Origin of the sequence: Janthinobacterium psychrotolerans, assembly GCF_001677885.1 — a bacterium.
GTDB classification, from domain to species: Bacteria; Pseudomonadota; Gammaproteobacteria; order Burkholderiales; family Burkholderiaceae_D; genus Janthinobacterium; species Janthinobacterium psychrotolerans.
Map to the genome: position 1 here is coordinate 71447 of NZ_LOCQ01000041.1, position 14768 is coordinate 86214.

Annotated in this window: 13 protein-coding genes; 6 read left to right on the forward strand and 7 right to left on the reverse strand. The window is 63.7% G+C overall.

Going from position 1 to position 14768, the window contains the following annotated elements:
* Positions 1-27 precede the first annotated feature (27 nt).
* Positions 28-603 carry an elongation factor P gene (locus ASR47_RS03835; protein ID WP_034758247.1) on the forward strand — a complete coding sequence of 192 codons (576 nt, stop codon included), beginning with the start codon at positions 28-30 and terminating at the stop codon, positions 601-603.
* Between the two features lie 142 nt (positions 604-745).
* Complete coding sequence (locus ASR47_RS03840; protein WP_150127682.1) at positions 746-1156, forward strand: hypothetical protein; 411 nt, start codon at positions 746-748, stop codon at positions 1154-1156.
* Positions 1157-1187: 31 nt separating this feature from the next.
* Here ASR47_RS03840 and ASR47_RS03845 read toward each other — a convergent pair whose 3' ends face one another.
* Positions 1188-2024 carry an AraC family transcriptional regulator gene (locus ASR47_RS03845; RefSeq protein ID WP_065306435.1) on the reverse strand — a complete coding sequence of 279 codons (837 nt, stop codon included), beginning with the start codon at positions 2022-2024 and terminating at the stop codon, positions 1188-1190.
* Positions 2025-2132: 108 nt separating this feature from the next.
* Between ASR47_RS03845 and ASR47_RS03850 the strand changes: the two genes are divergently transcribed.
* The 3 genes from ASR47_RS03850 to ASR47_RS03860 all read left to right on the forward strand — a co-directional run bounded on the left by ASR47_RS03850 (position 2133) and on the right by ASR47_RS03860 (position 5737).
* Complete coding sequence (locus ASR47_RS03850) at positions 2133-3371, forward strand: MFS transporter (RefSeq protein WP_082988728.1); 1239 nt, start codon at positions 2133-2135, stop codon at positions 3369-3371.
* Between the two features lie 503 nt (positions 3372-3874).
* Positions 3875-5269, forward strand: coding sequence for a cysteine--tRNA ligase (gene cysS, locus ASR47_RS03855; RefSeq protein ID WP_065306436.1), 1395 nt, complete (start codon positions 3875-3877; stop codon positions 5267-5269).
* An 84-nt stretch (positions 5270-5353) separates the two neighbouring features.
* Complete coding sequence (locus tag ASR47_RS03860; protein ID WP_065306437.1) at positions 5354-5737, forward strand: hypothetical protein; 384 nt, start codon at positions 5354-5356, stop codon at positions 5735-5737.
* Between the two features lie 19 nt (positions 5738-5756).
* Here the strand turns inward: ASR47_RS03860 and dbpA are convergent, their stop codons facing one another.
* The 6 genes from dbpA to ASR47_RS03890 all read right to left on the reverse strand — a co-directional run bounded on the left by dbpA (position 5757) and on the right by ASR47_RS03890 (position 13735).
* Complete coding sequence (dbpA, locus tag ASR47_RS03865) at positions 5757-7202, reverse strand: ATP-dependent RNA helicase DbpA (RefSeq protein WP_065306438.1); 1446 nt, start codon at positions 7200-7202, stop codon at positions 5757-5759.
* A 110-nt stretch (positions 7203-7312) separates the two neighbouring features.
* On the reverse strand, positions 7313-7558 hold the full coding sequence (locus tag ASR47_RS03870) for a hypothetical protein (protein WP_065306439.1): 246 nt from the start codon (positions 7556-7558) through the stop codon (positions 7313-7315).
* Between the two features lie 222 nt (positions 7559-7780).
* The gene (locus tag ASR47_RS03875; RefSeq protein WP_065306440.1) at positions 7781-9454 is read right to left on the reverse strand and encodes an acid phosphatase; all 1674 of its coding nucleotides are present in this window, start codon (positions 9452-9454) and stop codon (positions 7781-7783) included.
* 99 nt (positions 9455-9553) lie between these two features.
* A complete protein-coding gene (locus ASR47_RS03880; protein ID WP_065306441.1) occupies positions 9554-12046 on the reverse strand; it encodes a TonB-dependent siderophore receptor in 2493 nt (830 codons plus the stop codon).
* A gap of 164 nt (positions 12047-12210) precedes the next feature.
* Complete coding sequence (locus tag ASR47_RS03885) at positions 12211-13215, reverse strand: FecR domain-containing protein (RefSeq protein WP_082988729.1); 1005 nt, start codon at positions 13213-13215, stop codon at positions 12211-12213.
* A gap of 1 nt (position 13216) precedes the next feature.
* Positions 13217-13735: a sigma-70 family RNA polymerase sigma factor gene (locus ASR47_RS03890; RefSeq protein WP_065306450.1), complete on the reverse strand. Its 519-nt coding sequence runs from the start codon at positions 13733-13735 to the stop codon at positions 13217-13219.
* A gap of 172 nt (positions 13736-13907) precedes the next feature.
* On the opposite strand from ASR47_RS03890, the gene ASR47_RS03895 reads away from it, so the two are divergent.
* Positions 13908-14582: a hypothetical protein gene (locus tag ASR47_RS03895; RefSeq protein ID WP_150127683.1), complete on the forward strand. Its 675-nt coding sequence runs from the start codon at positions 13908-13910 to the stop codon at positions 14580-14582.
* The last annotated feature ends 186 nt before the right edge of the window (positions 14583-14768 follow it).

The following is a 14768-nucleotide window of genomic DNA, read 5'->3' on the forward strand; positions in this document are numbered from 1 at the left end:
TGCAACCCACTTTTTACGTACACTTCTATGAAACCCGCAAAAGAAATTCGTGTTGGCAATATCATCATGGTCGACAGCAAGCCTATGATCGTCTTGCGTTCTGATGTCAACGGTTCGAGCCGCACGGGCTTCACCTACAAATGGAAGATGAAAAATCTTCTGACCAACACCCCGATGGAAAACGTGTTCCGCGGCGACGACAAGTTCGACGTGGTCGTTCTGGATAAAAAGCCAGTGACCTACTCGTACTTCGCCGATCCGCTGTTCGTGTTCATGGACACCGAATACAACCAGTACGAAATCGAAGAAGAAAACCTGGGCGAAGCGCTGAACTACCTGAAAGATGGCATGGAATGCGAAGCCATTTTCTACGATGGCAAGGCCATCTCGGTTGAACTGCCAACCACCATCGCACGCCAGGTCGTGTACTCGGAGCCTGCGGTCAAGGGCAATACTTCGGGCAACGTCCTGAAAGAAGCCAAGATCGAAAACGCCATCGACGCACATCGCCACACCGTGCAAGTGCCACTGTTCGTGGCACAGGACGACGTCATCGAAATCGACACCCGCACCAACGAATACAAGCGCGTTGTCCGTAACTGATACGCCACCGCTGCGGTTCCAGAAAAACGCTATCTTCGGGTAGCGTTTTTTTTTTGCTTGAAATTAATTCTTTGTAACAATATTTCTGTGCAGGCACTGCTATGCTGTAATCTTGTTTTATTTTCAGCGTATCCGGATCTCCATGCTTGCCACCTTGCTGCTCAGCGCCGCCGTTACCGCCACTTCCCCTGTGTTCGACGAGACGCAGCTGTCCGGCAGCTGGGCCGAAAGCGTCAATGCCAACAGTGTCTGCGACGGCACGCGACGATTTTCGCGCATGCAATTGTCCGACGACCGGCAAAAACTGGCCATTTTCAACGACCGCACCTGGGTCAGCAAGCTGGGCGAAACCAACCGCTTTGCCGCCACCGTGCTGGCGGAAACCGAGCACAGCCTGACCCTGCGCTACGACAATGAAACCCGCCGCACGGCCAGCGGCAATCTGGTCGAGTGGCAACTGATCTTTGTCGCGCCGGGCGTCTTTCGCTGGCGCGAGGTGCATTGGCCCGAAGGCAAGGTCAACGGCGTGGTCGGCGTGCGCTGCGCGCTGTAAGAATCGCGCTGGGCCGGCTGCCGCGACTTTTTCAGCCCAGGCTGGCACCGCGCCATTCGCTCAGGTAATGCTGGGGCGTGCGCCCGAGGATGCGGCGGAACATGGCGGAAAAGGCGCTGGGGCTGGCGTAGCCGAGCGCATGGGCGATGGCGCCCACGCCTTCGCCACGGTCGAGCCGGCAAAATGCTTCGGCCAGGTGTACCTGCTGCAGCCATTGCCGGTAGTGCAGCCCCGTTTCGCGCGGAAACAGGCGGATCAGGGTGCGTGCACTGGCACCCGCTTCCTGCGCCCAGTCTTCGATGCTGCGCCGGCTGCCAGGGGCCGCCATGATGGCGGTGCAGACGGCCACCAGACGCCGGTCGCGCGGCCAGGGGATGGCGATCGGCACCGTGTCGGCCAGCGCCAGTTCCGACAGGATCAGGCTGGCCAGCCAGTCGCCGCGGCCGTTGATCTGGTAATGCACGTCTTCGTCCAGCAGCGCCAGGATCAGTTCGCGCAGCAGCCGGCTCACTTCGACCACCTTGCAGGCCGGGCCAAACACGGCGGCGGCCTGCGCATCGATATACACGGTGCGCATGCTGAGCGCGCTGAGGATATCGAGCTCATGCACGACGCCCACGGGGATCAGCAGGGCCCGGCGCGGCGGCAATATCCATACGCCGTGCTCGGTGGTCACGCGCATCACGCCTTCGGTGGCGAACAGCAATTGCGCGCGCACATGGCTGTGCGGCGGGGTGTAGGCGGCAGCGTCATATTGCCTCGACATCACCGCCACCGGGCGCGGCACATGCTGGTAGTCGCCGGAATTGCTGCTGCGTGTAAATGGCATGCCGTCGGCATCGGCCAGGGCAGCGTGGTTGGTCTGCATGGTTATTGTCACTTGGGCGACGATTATTGGAAGTATTCAGTTCGACGCCCATACTATACTGGCTTTTCTGCCGGCCCGTCCCAGGGGCTGCGCGATCCTGAAAGCACCATGCATACCACTACCGATACCCTGGCCACGCCCGTCACGGCGGCCAAGACCATTCCTTCTTCCCAGCAGCAATCCGGCCTGGCCATGCACATCCTGGGCGCCGTCGCCTTCGTGCACCTGCTTAACGACCTGATCCAGGCGCTGCTGCCGTCGATTTACCCGATGCTGAAAGCCGAGTTTGCCCTCAGCTTTACCCAGGTCGGCCTGATCACACTGACCTTCCAGTGCACGGCCTCGCTGCTGCAGCCATGGATCGGCCTGTACACCGACCGCCGTCCATTGCCGTTTTTGCTGCCGGTCGGCATGTGCTTTACCCTGGCCGGCGTGCTGATGCTGTCCGTCGTGTCGACCTTTCCCACCTTGCTGATCGCCTCCGGCCTGATCGGCGTGGGATCGTCGACTTTCCACCCGGAAGCCTCGCGCGTGGCGCGCATGGCCTCGGGCGGGCGCTACGGCTTTGCGCAGTCGCTGTTCCAGGTCGGCGGCAATGTCGGCTCGGCGCTGGGCCCGCTGCTGGCGGCGTTGGTTATCGTCGGTCGTGGCCAGGGCAATATCGCCTGGTTCAGCCTGCTGGCGGTGCTGGCGATAGCCGTGCTCTACAGTGTCAGCCGCTGGTACAGCGGCCACCTGGCCAGTTACAAGCCCAAGGCCGGTGGTCACGGTCCTAACCTGTCTCGCAACAAGGTGATGGGCGCCCTGGCCGTGCTGGCGCTGCTGGTGTTTTCCAAATATGTCTACATGGCCAGCCTGTCGAGCTATTACACCTTTTACCTGATCGACAAATTCCACCTGACCATCGGCGCGGCCCAGCTGTACCTGTTCCTGTTCCTGGCCGCCGTTGCCGCCGGCACCTTCATGGGTGGCCCGATCGGCGACCGCATCGGCCGCAAGCGCGTGATCTGGATCTCGATCCTGGGCGCCGCGCCGTTCACCCTGCTGCTGCCCTATGTCGACCTGTTCTGGACCGCCGTGCTGACAGTCATCATCGGCTTCGTGATCTCGTCCGCGTTTTCGGCCATCGTCGTGTTTGCGCAGGAACTGGTGCCGGGCAAGGTCGGCATGATCGCCGGGATCTTCTTTGGCCTGATGTTCGGCGTGTCCGGCATCGCCGCCGCAGCGATGGGCCATATCGCCGATATTTCGGGCATCGCCTATGTCTACAAGATCTGCTCCTACCTGCCGCTGCTGGGTATCCTGACGGTGCTGCTGCCGCATATCGAACAGGCGCCGAAAAAATAAAGGGGCTTGGGCTAATGGCGTTCAGTTAAGCTGTCCGGCGCATGTCACTGCGTAAGACATAAAAAATGGCGGGCCGGAGGCGCGAGCCTGAGAAAATGCCGATGGCGGCGTTGCAGCTCCTCGCCGCACATGCGTACTGTCTTCGTCGCTGCGCCTTGCCCTCGACATTTTTCAGCCTCGCTTGGCCCGGTGGGCCTGTGCGGGCGACTGGTTTTTAATCCGTTTCGCAGGTTTACTGGGGAGCGCAGGGACACTAACCGAACGGCATCAGGCCTTGGGCGGGCTTGACGGAGCGGCAGGCTTCATGCGATAGTCAATCCCATGAACAACTCCATCCTCCATCCAGTATCGATCACCGGCGCCGCTGCCGCGCTGTGTCGTTGTACCTGGCCCCGCGAGGATGCGGCCCGGCGCCGTTAAATTTTTTCTTCCTCATTCGATGGCCACAGTGTTGAAAAACCTGTGGCCATTTTCTTTTGCCGCCCCACTTTTGAAAGTCCCGCATGACACTTCATTTGTACGACACGTATAGCCGCAGCCTGCGCCCGTTCAAGGCCATCGAAGAAGGCAAGGCGGGACTGTACGCCTGCGGCCCCACGGTTTATGACTACGCCCACCTGGGCAACCTGCGCACCTATCTGTTTGTCGACGGGCTGCGCCGCGCGCTGGCCTTCAATGGCCATGAGGTGCGGCATGTGATGAACATCACCGACGTCGGCCACCTGACGTCCGACGCCGATACCGGCGACGACAAGCTCGAAGCGCGCAGCGTCCGCAGCGGCAAGTCGGCGTGGGAGCTGGCGGCGCAGTTCACGCGGGCGTTCGAAAGCGACCTGGCCTTGCTGAACATCCTGCCGCCCACCGTCTGGTGCCGCGCGACCGACCATATCGCTGAACAGATCGCGTTTATCCTGGACCTCGAAGCGAAGGGTTTTACCTACCGCACGCAAGACGGCCTTTATTTCGACACCACGCGCCAGGCCGACTACGGCCAGCTGGCGCGCCTGAACCGCGACGGCCTGCAGGCCGGCAAGCGGGTGGAGCTGGGCGACAAGCGCGATATCTGCGACTTCGCGCTGTGGAAGTTCAGCGGCACGCCGGGCCAGCGGCAGATGGAGTGGGACAGCCCCTGGGGCCTGGGCTTTCCGGGCTGGCATATCGAGTGCTCGGCGATGGCCGAAAAGCACCTTGGCGCGTATTTCGATATCCATTGCGGCGGCGAAGACCATGTGGCGGTCCACCACAGCAACGAGATCGCCCAGACGCAGGCGCGCCACGGCACGCGCCTGGCCAACTTCTGGCTGCATGGCGCCTTTTTGAAAACGCAGGATGCGAAGATGTCGAAGTCGTCGGGCGACTTTCTGCGCCTGCAAAGCCTGGTCGAGCAGGGCGTCGACCCGCTGGCCTACCGCTACCTGTGCCTGGGCGCCCACTACCGCAGCAGCCTCAATTTCAGCGACGAGGCGCTGCGCGCGGCGGCCAGCGGCTTGTCACGCTTGCGCACGCTGGTGCATGGCCTGGGCCAGGCGGAGGGCGGTGCCGATGCCGAATGGCTCAAGAAGTTCGCCGCCCCCGTCAACGACGACCTGAACTTTCCGCGCGCGCTGGCGGTGCTGTGGGAACTGCTGAAAAGCGCGCTGCCCGATGGGGTCAAGAAGGCGACCGTGCTGCGCATGGATGATGCGCTGGGGTTGGACCTGGCCAACTGGCAGCCGGCGGTGGTGGCGGTTCCTGAGCAGGTGCGGCAGTGGATGGAGCAGCGCGAGGTGGCGCGCAAGCAGCGGCGCTGGAGCGATGCCGATGGCTTGCGGGCGCTGGTGCGCGAGGCGGGGTATGACATCGAGGATACGCAGGACGGGCCGGTGGCGCGCAGGATATCGTTGGCAAGGCCTGGCTGAAATATGGTTCAAGCGAATCGCGGACGGGCTGGCCAATTTGGCAAGGTACAATCATCATCTCTCGTCTGCCGGAACGGTACCTGCATGGATATGTTCTACAAAAGCCTGATGTATTTTCCGGTGATGCTGTTATTTACCTTCTGTCTGAAATTCGCCGCCAGGCTGATGCGCCGCGTTAGCGTCAGCTGGCGTCATTGTTTCCTGTATTCGCTGGCCCTGGCGAGCGTGACGACCTGCGCCAATCTCACCGGCCTGACCCTGTCCACGCTGTTGCCTCACAAGCTGGCACCGACCGTGATACTGTGCTGGCCGATCGTTACTTGCGCCGGGTATTTCCAGCGTTACGCGACCCGCAGCAATGGCTTGCCTGCGGGGTGGCTGCTCGCCACGGCGTTGAGCGTTCTGGCCTATGTAGCGGGTGCCGTGCTATTTGTCTTCCTGCTGTTTGGCTTGCCAATGATGTTGTGAATCCGGCGCCACGCGGGCATTACGCCTCGATAAAGCGCATCTTGAAGCTGCGGCCCTTGATATTGCCAAAATCGCGGCCCAGCGGGTTGCCGTTGTTCAGGCGCTTGAAGGCCGCTTCGGCCACCGTGCGCTCCAGCGCCACATAGGTCATGAACTCGAACACATTGATCTTGCCGACCTGTTCCTTGGTCAGTTTGGCGTCGCCGGTCAGGGCGCCCAGCAGGTCGCCCGGGCGCAGCTTGTCCTTCTTGCCGCCCATGATGCACAGCGTGACCATCGGCGCCGGCAGCGCTTCCGTGCCGTCGTCTTCCGGCAGTTCTTTCAGCTCGTGCCACTCGACGGCGCTGTTCTGGTACTGCTCGATCAGCTTGACCCATTTCTTTTCGTTCGGCGCGCACAGCGACAGGGCCAGGCCCTTCTTGCTGCCGCGGCCAGTGCGGCCGATGCGGTGGATATGCACTTCGGTGTCTTTCGACACGTCGACGTTGATCACCGCGCCCAGGTCCGAGATATCGAGGCCGCGCGCGGCGACGTCGGTGGCGACCAGGATGGAGCAGCTGCGGTTGGCGAACAGCACCAGGATCTCGTCGCGCTCGCGCTGTTCCAGTTCGCCGTACAAGGCCAGCGCCGAGAAGCCCTGCTGGCGCAGTTCCTCGGCCAGTTCGCGGCAATGCACCTTGGTGTTGCAGAACGCCAGCGTGGACTCGGGCTTGAAATGCTTGAGCAGTTTGCCCACCGCGCTGTTGCGCTCGTCGAAGCCGATTTCATAGAAGCGCTGCTCGATCTTGTCGTTGTCGTGCTGCGCCTGCACCGTCACTTCCAGCGGATTGACCAGGAAAGAGGCGGTGGCGCGGCGGATATCTTCCGGATAGGTGGCAGAGAACAGCAATGTCTGGCGGCGCGCCGGGCAGGCGCTGACGATGCCGGCGATTTCTTCGTAAAAGCCCATGTCGGTCATGCGGTCGGCTTCATCGAGCACCAGCGTTTGCACGTGGTTCAGGTTGATGGTGCCGCGCCCCAGGTGGTCGCGCAGCCGGCCCGGCGTGCCGACCACGATATGCGCGCCGTGTTCCAGCGAGGCGATCTGCGGGCGCATCGGCGCGCCGCCCGTCAGGGTCAGGATCTTGATATTGCCGGCCGCGCGCGCCAGGCGGCGCAGCTCGTTTGCCACCTGGTCGGCCAGTTCGCGCGTCGGGCACATGACCAGACCCTGCACGGCGAACCAGGCGGGATTGAGCTTGTGCAGGATGCCGATGCCGAAGGCGGCCGTCTTGCCGCTGCCGGTTTTTGCCTGCGCGATCAGATCGCGTCCGTCGAGCACCGCCGGCAGGCTTTGCGCCTGGATGGTGGTCATCTCGTGATAGCCGAGCGAGTCGAGGTTGGCCAGGAAAGCGGGTGTCAGCGGCAGGCTGGAAAAGGCGGTGGTGGCCGTGCTGGTGGTGTCGGTGTCGGTGATGGTTGTCATGGGCGTAGCCGGTAAAAACTGGGTGGGATGGGCACAGTCTACAGGCGTTCTACGCCCTTGTGCGGGAGGTGTTGCGGGTGGTGCTGGCGGCAAACAGCCGCCGTCTTGTTTCAGTGATCGGGCGCCCAGATCGGCAAGCCGGTCAGGTCCAGGCCTTCGTCGCGGTTCCAGACGGGCAGGCCGGACGCATCGGTCGGTTCCAGCAGTTCGAGCTGCACCTGCTTCAACGCCGCCTTGCGCACGCGCGGGCGGCGCTGCGGTTCGGGCGCAGCCTCGGTCGTCGCGGGCGCGTCAGGCGCTGGCGGCGGGCCGAAACCTGGCAAGTCGATGGTGGCGTTGTCTTTTTTATCTCTCATTTCTGAACCTCTGGTCCCCGTCCGCGCAAGGCCGTGGCCGGGGAGCGGACAACAATCTGTCCGCTGTATCTATGCTTGCAACGCCTGCGCCACAAAACAAAAGCCCGGCTACTGGAGTCGGGCTCATGGTGCGGCTATCGCCAGGAATACCTCTCCTGCGGATTTAAGTGCGGCACGCAGTGTATCACAGGCGTGCCGCGGCGTGGGAGCGCTGGTGACGCTTTAGCGGAAGCTCAGCGCGCCCGTCAGGTCGCCCGGCGGCAGCGCGCCGCGCGCGGCAAACGCATCGTTGCGCACTTTCAGCCCTTCGAGCAGCGGCAAGTCGTGCAGGCGCGTGATCAGGCGCAGGATGGACGTGGTGTCGTAGAAGCTGTGATCGACCGTGCCTTTCTTCGCGAACGGCGAGACGACGAGGGCAGGAATGCGCGTGCCCGGACCCCAGCGGTCGCCTTTCGGCGGCGCCACGTGGTCCCACCAGCCGCCGTTTTCGTCGAAGGTGATCACCACGATCATGTCCTTCCACTGCGGCGATTCCTTCAAATGCTGGATCACGTTGGCCACGTGCTGGTCGCCCGATTCGATGTCCGAATAGCCGGCATGCAGGTTCAGATTGCCCTGCGGCTTGTAGAAGGTCACCGCTGGCAGCTTGCCCGCCACGGCGGCGGCCAAAAACTTGTTCGAGATCGGGCTGTCGCCGGTGCCGCCGTCGCGCAGGTGCTCGGCGCGCGCGGCGGTACCCGGCGCGAACTGCCTGAAGTAGTTCAGCGGCTGGTGGTGGAACTGGAAGTTCGGCTTGCTGCCGCCGCCCTTGTGCTCGAGCGCGGCTTGCCAGCCGCCGCCATACCAGGCCCAGCTCACGCCCTTGCGCGACAGCAGGTCGCCGATGGTGTCATAGGTCTGCGGCGGCAGGGTGTTGGCGTCGGCCGGATCGGCATGCAGCGGGTCGCCATCAAAGGCGGGGCGGATATAGCTCGGCTGGTACGGCGGCGCCATGGTGTTGACGGCATAGCCGTCCGGGGTAATCGCGCCGTCGTTGACGTATTTCGGCTTGCCGTCCAGCGCCGACGCCGGGCAGTCCTCGGCGATCGCCAGGCGCACGCCCTGCGGGCCGTCGGACAATACCGCGATCTTTTTCTTCGCCGCCGTCTTGCTGGCGTTGAAGTATTCGTTGGCGCGGCCCGTCACCAGGAACTGGTGATTCATGTACGAGCCGCCAAAGGCCGCCATGAAGAAGTTGTCGCACAAGGTGTACTGTTCGGCGATCTGCCACAGGTTGAGGTTTTTCGACGTCTCGCCGTAGTGGCCCATCACCAGCCCGCCACTGTCGGCCCAGGCGGCAAAGCCGTCGTTCTTGCCGCCGTTGATCTGCATCTGGTTGTTGTAGAAGCGGTGCACCAGGTCGCGCGTGATGATGCTCTCGGGCAGGGGCTTGCCGGCCGCGTCGCTCAGCTTGTAGGGCGCGTTGGCCAGGCCCGCAATCTGGTCTTCCTTGATCAGGTAATCGATGCCGCCGACATTCTGCTGGTCCGGCACCAGGCCGCCCCAGATCTTCGGCAGGGTGGCCAGCGGCTGGCCGTTGCGGTCCAGTTGCCGCGCCTGTTCGGTGGTGACTGCGGACAGCGGCGCGCTGGTGCCGGGGAAGTTGGCGAACAGATTGTTGAAGCTGCGGTTTTCCAGGTAGATCACGACCACGCTCTTGACGTGCGCCTTGAGCTTGGCGTCGAGCGAGCCCTTGACCACCGACGGTTTTGCCGCCGCCATTGCCGGCAGGCCGCTGCTGGCCAGGCCGACCGCGGTGGCAGCCTGGAAGATGCGGCGGCGCGCGGGATTGGCTGGCAGGTCGGTGGACGGGGCTTGCGGGTCGTTGGGTTTCACACGGATCTCCGGAGTAAACATCAAAGGAGAAATTGTAGCAGCTTGCATCCATAGGCTGATGCTTCAGCCTATGGATGCGGTTTCAGATGATCGTGCCGGGGAGGGAGGTGGTGCGTGGCTTCAGAACTGGTAGCGCAGATTCAGCGCCGCATTGCGCCCCTGGCCGAACATGCCCGAATACCACCAGTCCGAGACCGACGCCGTGTATTTTTTATCGAGCAGATTGCCCACGTTGAGCGTGGCCGACAGTTTGTCGTTCACGTCGTAGCGCGCCATCAGGCTGGCCACGGCATAGCTCTTCTGCTCCCAGCGCAAGGTGCGTCCGATCTGCCACGCGTCGACGTTCGAATACACGGTGTTTTGCCAGTTCACGCCGCCGCCCACCGTCAGGCGATGCAGCTCGCCCGGCAGGCGATAGGTCGTCCACAGCTTGACCAAGTGGCGCGGGAAGGTGGTCTGGATGACTTTGCCGGCATGGTTGCTGGTGGCGCTGTACGACCACGAGGCCGACACATTCCAGTCGCGGCTGAGGGCGCCCGTCGCTTCCAGGTCCAGGCCCTCGGTCCTGGCACCCTTGACGGTGCGGTAGGCGGCGTCCCGGGTGCCGGGCACGGTGTAGCCAGGGTCCGATTCCGACAGGTTTTTCTGGCGGATCTGGTACAGGGCCAGCGCCGTGTTCAACTGGCCGTCCAGCCACGCACTCTTGATGCCCGCCTCGAACGTCTTGCCCTCGCGCGGCGCCAGCAAGGCGCCGTTGCGGTCCTGCGCCGCCTGCGGCTGATGGATGGTCGAGTAGCTGGCATAGGCCGTATGTGCGTTGTTGATCTCGTAGACCAGGCCGCCGTAGGGCGTGAAGACCCGTTTTTCTTTCGCCGGCGTAGCGCTGTAGTAGCCGATGGTGGGCGCGTGCGTCACATAGTTTTCGTCATAGCGCATCACCTTCGCGCCGGCGATGAATTTCAGCTGGTCCGACACGGCAAAGCGGCCGGCCGCATAGGCGCTGGCCTGGCGCCGCGTGCTGTCATAGGTCACATAGCGTGCGCCATACACGGGCGCCACATTGCGGTTCCAGGTATATAGATTGGCCGGCGTGTCCTGCAGGTTCCAGTCGAATCTGCCGTCGGTCATGCTCTGGAACTGGTGGTAATCCATGCCCAGCACCAGTTCGTGCTGGCGGCCGAACATCGTCACCGGGCCGCTCACCTTCATATCGGCGCTATTCACTTTCAGATGGTAGTTGCGCGCATTGGCGTTCAGCAGCAGGCCGTCGCCGCTCGCCTGGTCAGCAAAGGTGTCGCTCACGCTCAGGTACACCGAGCGTTCGTCCTGCGAGGAGTTGAGGTGGTTGGCGGCGACCTTCAGGGTCCATGCGTTGCCCAGCTGGTGTTCGAGCGCGGCAAAGACATCGGTCGAATTGGTGGTGAAGCGATTCGACGGCGCGGCCGGAGTGAAGGAGCGCGGCAGGTCGGTCATCTGGCCGTTGCTGTAAAAGATGGGAAAGCCCAGGTAGGACATCGACCCCTTCGAGCGGTTGCGCTGGTGCGTCAGGCCGGCCGTCAGCAAGGTGCCGGGCGCCAGGTCGGCTTCGAGCACGCCGTAGATCACGTTTTTGTTGCGGCTGTAGGCGTCGATGGCGCTGTCGCCATCTTCCACCACCGCCACCGCGCGGCCGCGCAAGGTGCCGGCCGCATTGAGCGGGCCGCCAGCGTCGAGCATGGCGCGCCTGTCGTTCCACGAACCGATGCCGCCTTCGGCCTTGACCCGGGTTTGCGCCGTCGGCTTTTTGCGCACCATATTGATGGCGCCAGATGCGTCACCGGCGCCCGTGGTCAGGCCGGAGGCGCCGCGCAGGACTTCGACGCGGTCATACAGCGCCATGTCGGCCAGGCTTTGCGAGGGCAGGGCGTTCAGGCCCAGGTTTTCCGAGTGGGTGCTGACGCCATCGAGCTGGTAATTGGTGATCGAATAGCCGCGCGAGGTAAACCCCGTGCGCTCGCTGCCCAGGGAGAACAGGGTGATGCCCGGCGTTTGCGCCATTGCCTGCGCGATGGTGGTGATGCCCTGGTCTTCCATGCGCTGCCTGGTGATCACGCTCACCGATTGCGGCGTTTGCCTGATGCTCAAGCCCAGCGGCGTGGCCGCTGGCGAGCCCGCCGTCGAGACATATGCGCCGCTGCCTTCGGTGGCGTCCTGCTGCGCCATGACCGACACTTCCGGCATGGTCGACAGCGCCTGCTTTTCCGCCGCGACGGCCGCCGTGCGCAGCGCATAGCTGCCGCTGGCGCTGCGTTCGGCTCTCAGGCCGGTGCCGGCCAGCAGGCCGTTCAGGGCCGACTGCACGCCGTGGCGGCCATGCAGGCCGCTGGTGGCCTTGCCCTGGGTTTGCCCGGGCGTGAAGCTGAGGATCACGCCGGACTGGCTGGCCACCTGGCGCAGTGCGGCAGCCAGGTCGCCGGCCGGCACCTTGAAGTCGTGCACGGCCTGCTGCGCGCTGGCGTCAAGCACCTGCGCCTGGACGGCGGCGGGGTTGAACAGCAGCAGGGCGGCGCCGAACAGGGCGAGGTGGATGGCGTGCGCCATCGGCGTGCGTTTGGAAGCGATAAAGGAGGACATGGTTACCTTGTGATTGAGTCGTCGAATGCCTTGCCTTTACGGGTCACGCGAGAGTCGATAACGGGTAATCTTTTTTTCACGGTTGCTGATGTTGTCGGATTGCGGCCGTTGGCCTGATCCGGCCTACGCCCTGGCGCGCACCCGAAGACGGTTGGTAGGTCGGCTTAGCGCGCAGCGCGTAAGCCGACAGCACGTGCCTGCACCCGCACCCAGAAACGCGTGCGAAAGTGGATCTGCACCGGCAGCGAGTTCGGCAGCGACAGCAGCACCGCTTCCGTGTCCTGCAGCGGAAACACGCCGGAAATGCGCAGGCCGGCCACCCCATCGTCGCAGCCGAGCAGGCCGTGGCGGTAGCGACCCAGCTGGCGCAGGAAGTCGCCGAGCGGCATGCCGTCGGCCAGCAGCAGTCCCTGGCGCCAGCCCCAGATATCGCTTGATACGGCTTGCGCGGCGTCGACACGCTGCGCCGTCATGCTGGCGCCCTGGCCGGCCTCGATCAAACGGCTGGCGTGGCCGTCGCGCGCCGTCGCGCGTACCGTGCCCTGTTCGACGGCGACGACGGTGTGCGTGTCTTCCTGGCGCACCGAGTAGCGCGTGCCGAGCGCTTTGGCCTGGCCGTGCATGGTGTCGACCAGGAAGGGGCGGTACGGCCGGCCGTGTTCCTGGGCGGTGGTGATGAAGACTTCGCCCCTGACGAGTTCCAGGCGCCGCTCGCTGGCGCTGTAATGCAGGTTGACGGCGCTGTCGGTGTTCAGGTGCAAACGGCTGCCGTCGGCCAGCAGCAGTTCGCGGCGCTGGCCGACGCCGGTCGACAGGTCGGCCAGCGCGGTGCGCGCGGGCTGCGTGCGCAGGCCCAGCGCGCCGCTGGCGCCGAACGTCGCCAGCACCATGGCCAGCTTGAGCCCTTGCCGGCGCGCGCCAGGGCGCCGTGCCAGTGCCTGGCGGCCGGCCTGCGCATCGAGCTGCCGGAAGCCGCCGCTGACTTTTTCGATATGGGTCCAGGCCCGCTCATGGTCGGGGTGCTGGGCGCGCCAGCTGGCCCAGGCCTGCTGCTCCGCCTGGGTTGCCTCGCCGCTCATGATGATGCTCAGCCATTCGGCCGCCTGCATGGCGATGTGCAGGTCGATCGGCTGGCCGCCCGCATGGACCTGCTGGGAAGTCTTCCGCACGTCAGGGTGCCGCAAAATCGGGTACGGCAAAAAAGCACAGCAGATTGGCTTTGCTCAGGTACTTTTTGACCGAATGCGTGCTGGTGGCAAGTTCAGCAGCAATCTCGGCATAGCTCATGCCTTCCAGATGCGCCATCAGGAACGCCGAGCGGGCTTTCACGGACAACTTGCCCAGCGCGCGGTCGATCCGCTGCAGCGATTCGAGCACGATGCTCATGCTTTCCGGCGATGGCGCGCTGGCCTGCGGCAGGTGCAGCAGGGCCTCGATATACGCGCGCTCGAGTTCTTCGCGCCGGCAATGGTTGGCCAGCAGGCGCTTGGCGATGGTGGCGAGGAAAGGACGAGGCGCGATGATGTCGTCGCAGCGGCGCGCCACCAGCACCTTGATGAAGGTATCCTGCGCCAGGTCGCCCGCCAGCCCCGCATCGTGCAGGCGGTGCTTGAGCCAGCGCAGCAGCCAGCCGTGATGCTCGCTGTAGAGCGTCTGGAAGTCGGACTGCGGAGGATGGACGGACAGCATGGGCGCAGCGAGATCTAAATGAGAATTGTTCTCATTGTAGCGCAGCAGCCAGCGCCAGGCAATCGGCAGTCGCGCCGCGTTGTGCAAACACCACTGGCGCATGCCTTGAAGTTTCTTGATGGCAAGCATTGATGTGCGAAAATGGCCGCTGACGATGTTTGCGGAGCAAAAAATGATGTGGTTGGTAGGTGCTATCCTGTTGGTCCTGATCGCCGCATTCCTGTGGATGGCTTTTTTTTATCGCGTGCATGCAATGTCGCGCCAGGCGCAATTGCTGAACTGGCTGGAAATCGGCCGCGTATCGAATCCCGCCGGCGGCAAGGATATCTTGCTGGCCAGGAACGAGCGCAACTCCAAGATCGACTGGCGCACCGGCGAAGTATGGCTGGTCAACCCCAAGGTGGCCGAGCCGTTCGCCGATTACCTGGCCGTCGAGCGCTGGCTGGCGGTGCATGATGCGCCCGAGCTTGAGCCCGAGCTTGATCCGATCGCTGCGCCGCCACCCTTGCCCGAAGAGGAGGACGTGGTGGAAGTCGTGGTCCCGGCAGGCGATACCTTGCCCCCGTTCCGGCAGAAGGTCGAGGACTGCCTGGCCAAGGCCGACGGCGGCCAGGACCTGGTCGACACCAAGCAGGCTTTCGAGGCGGGCAGCGCGGCCTTCCTCGACGCGGGAACCGAACTGTGCACGGCCGCGCTCGAATGCACTGTGCCACCGATGATGGTCGCCACCTTCTATATCAGCGCCTTTGCCGCACTGTCCGACGCCGCCGGCGAAGACAAGCTCGACCGCGTCACCGCCAGTTTGCAGGCGGCGGCCAGGCAGATACGGATGATGGAGCAGGGGTAGGCACAAAGCAGGGGGGCGGAATGCAAAAAAGGCTGATCGCGCGATCAGCCTTTTTCTGTATTGGTTGCGGGGACAGGATTTTTTGCACTCTTGTGCAAGTCGTTGAATCTCAAAGGCTTTTTTTTTGTCCCCGCTCGCTCAGTGTCACACAGAGAGCAACACCAATGGCCATTCTTGCCCCACGCC

Bases quoted from the DNA above. Each gene is read 5' to 3' on its own strand.
- ASR47_RS03835 (WP_034758247.1), top strand. From the start codon at position 28: ATGAAACCCGCAAAAGAAATTCGTGTTGGCAATATCATCATGGTCGAC.
- ASR47_RS03840 (WP_150127682.1), top strand. From the start codon at position 746: ATGCTTGCCACCTTGCTGCTCAGCGCCGCCGTTACCGCCACTTCCCCT.
- ASR47_RS03845 (WP_065306435.1), bottom strand. From the start codon at position 2,024: ATGCAGACCAACCACGCTGCCCTGGCCGATGCCGACGGCATGCCATTT.
- ASR47_RS03850 (WP_082988728.1), top strand. From the start codon at position 2,133: ATGCATACCACTACCGATACCCTGGCCACGCCCGTCACGGCGGCCAAG.
- cysS (WP_065306436.1), top strand. From the start codon at position 3,875: ATGACACTTCATTTGTACGACACGTATAGCCGCAGCCTGCGCCCGTTC.
- ASR47_RS03860 (WP_065306437.1), top strand. From the start codon at position 5,354: ATGGATATGTTCTACAAAAGCCTGATGTATTTTCCGGTGATGCTGTTA.
- dbpA (WP_065306438.1), bottom strand. From the start codon at position 7,202: ATGACAACCATCACCGACACCGACACCACCAGCACGGCCACCACCGCC.
- ASR47_RS03870 (WP_065306439.1), bottom strand. From the start codon at position 7,558: ATGAGAGATAAAAAAGACAACGCCACCATCGACTTGCCAGGTTTCGGC.
- ASR47_RS03875 (WP_065306440.1), bottom strand. From the start codon at position 9,454: ATGTTTACTCCGGAGATCCGTGTGAAACCCAACGACCCGCAAGCCCCG.
- ASR47_RS03880 (WP_065306441.1), bottom strand. From the start codon at position 12,046: ATGTCCTCCTTTATCGCTTCCAAACGCACGCCGATGGCGCACGCCATC.
- ASR47_RS03890 (WP_065306450.1), bottom strand. From the start codon at position 13,735: ATGCTGTCCGTCCATCCTCCGCAGTCCGACTTCCAGACGCTCTACAGC.
- ASR47_RS03895 (WP_150127683.1), top strand. From the start codon at position 13,908: ATGATGTGGTTGGTAGGTGCTATCCTGTTGGTCCTGATCGCCGCATTC.